A 1,047-nucleotide genomic window follows, 5' to 3' on the forward strand; every position below is an offset into this window, starting at 1 on the left:
TACCGCACCTTCAACCTGCCCATGGCTAGATCACCGGGTTTCGGGTCTAAAGCCTGCAACTCTGACGCCCTGTTCAGACTCGCTTTCGCTGCGCCTCCGCCTACCGGCTTAAGCTCGCTGCAGACTCTAAGTCGCTGACCCATTATACAAAAGGTACGCCGTCACCCCGCAAGGGGGCTCCGACTGCTTGTAGGCATCCGGTTTCAGGAACTGTTTCACTCCCCTCGTCGGGGTGCTTTTCACCTTTCCCTCACGGTACTGGTGCACTATCGGTCACTGAGGAGTACTTAGGCTTGGAGGGTGGTCCCCCCATGTTCGGACAGGGTTTCACGTGCCCCGCCCTACTCGAGCATCCTGTCTGGTTTACCCGTACGGGACTATCACCCGCTCTGGTGCGCCTTTCCAGACGCTTCCGGTTATGTCGACAGAATGACTGGCCTGGTCCGCGTTCGCTCGCCACTACTAGCGGAGTCTCGGTTGATGTCCTTTCCTCCGGCTACTTAGATGTTTCAGTTCGCCGGGTTCGCCTCCTGCACCTATGGATTCAGTGCAGGATACCGCTTGCGCGGTGGGTTGCCCCATTCGGAAATCCACGGATCACAGCCTGCTCGCGGCTCCCCATGGCTTATCGCAACGTGCTACGTCCTTCATCGCCTCTCAGTGCCAAGGCATCCACCAGATGCCCTTCAGACGCTTGATCCTACTCCGAACGTCACGCACAGGGGCAAACCGCCCTTGTGCCTGGACGCTCACGAAGATGCATCCTCGGTCACTTATCTCGACTTTATTCACGATGTTCAAAGAACCCGCATTGTTTTGAAAACAATGCCAACGCTTCTCGCCAACCACCCGTAAACAGCGCCCTGGGGCGGCCGTTCCGTTTTTTGGTGATTGTCGAGAAGGGATGCGCCGGCGGCGGCGTCCAGATGAACTGGTTGGGCCGTGACCACATGACCGATCCGGTCAGGGGTGGCTTTCCTTAGAAAGGAGGTGATCCAGCCGCAGGTTCCCCTACGGCTACCTTGTTACGACTTCACCCCAGTCGCT

General features: G+C 58.0%; 2 rRNA genes. Both read right to left on the bottom strand.

The annotated features are described in order from the left end of the window. Window positions 1-700, bottom strand: a 23S ribosomal RNA gene (locus ACSVC7_RS32655); the annotation flags it as partial. 283 nt (window positions 701-983) lie between these two features. Then, window positions 984-1,047, bottom strand: a 16S ribosomal RNA gene (locus ACSVC7_RS32660); the annotation flags it as partial.

Source organism: Azospirillum mesophilum, from assembly GCF_053470405.2.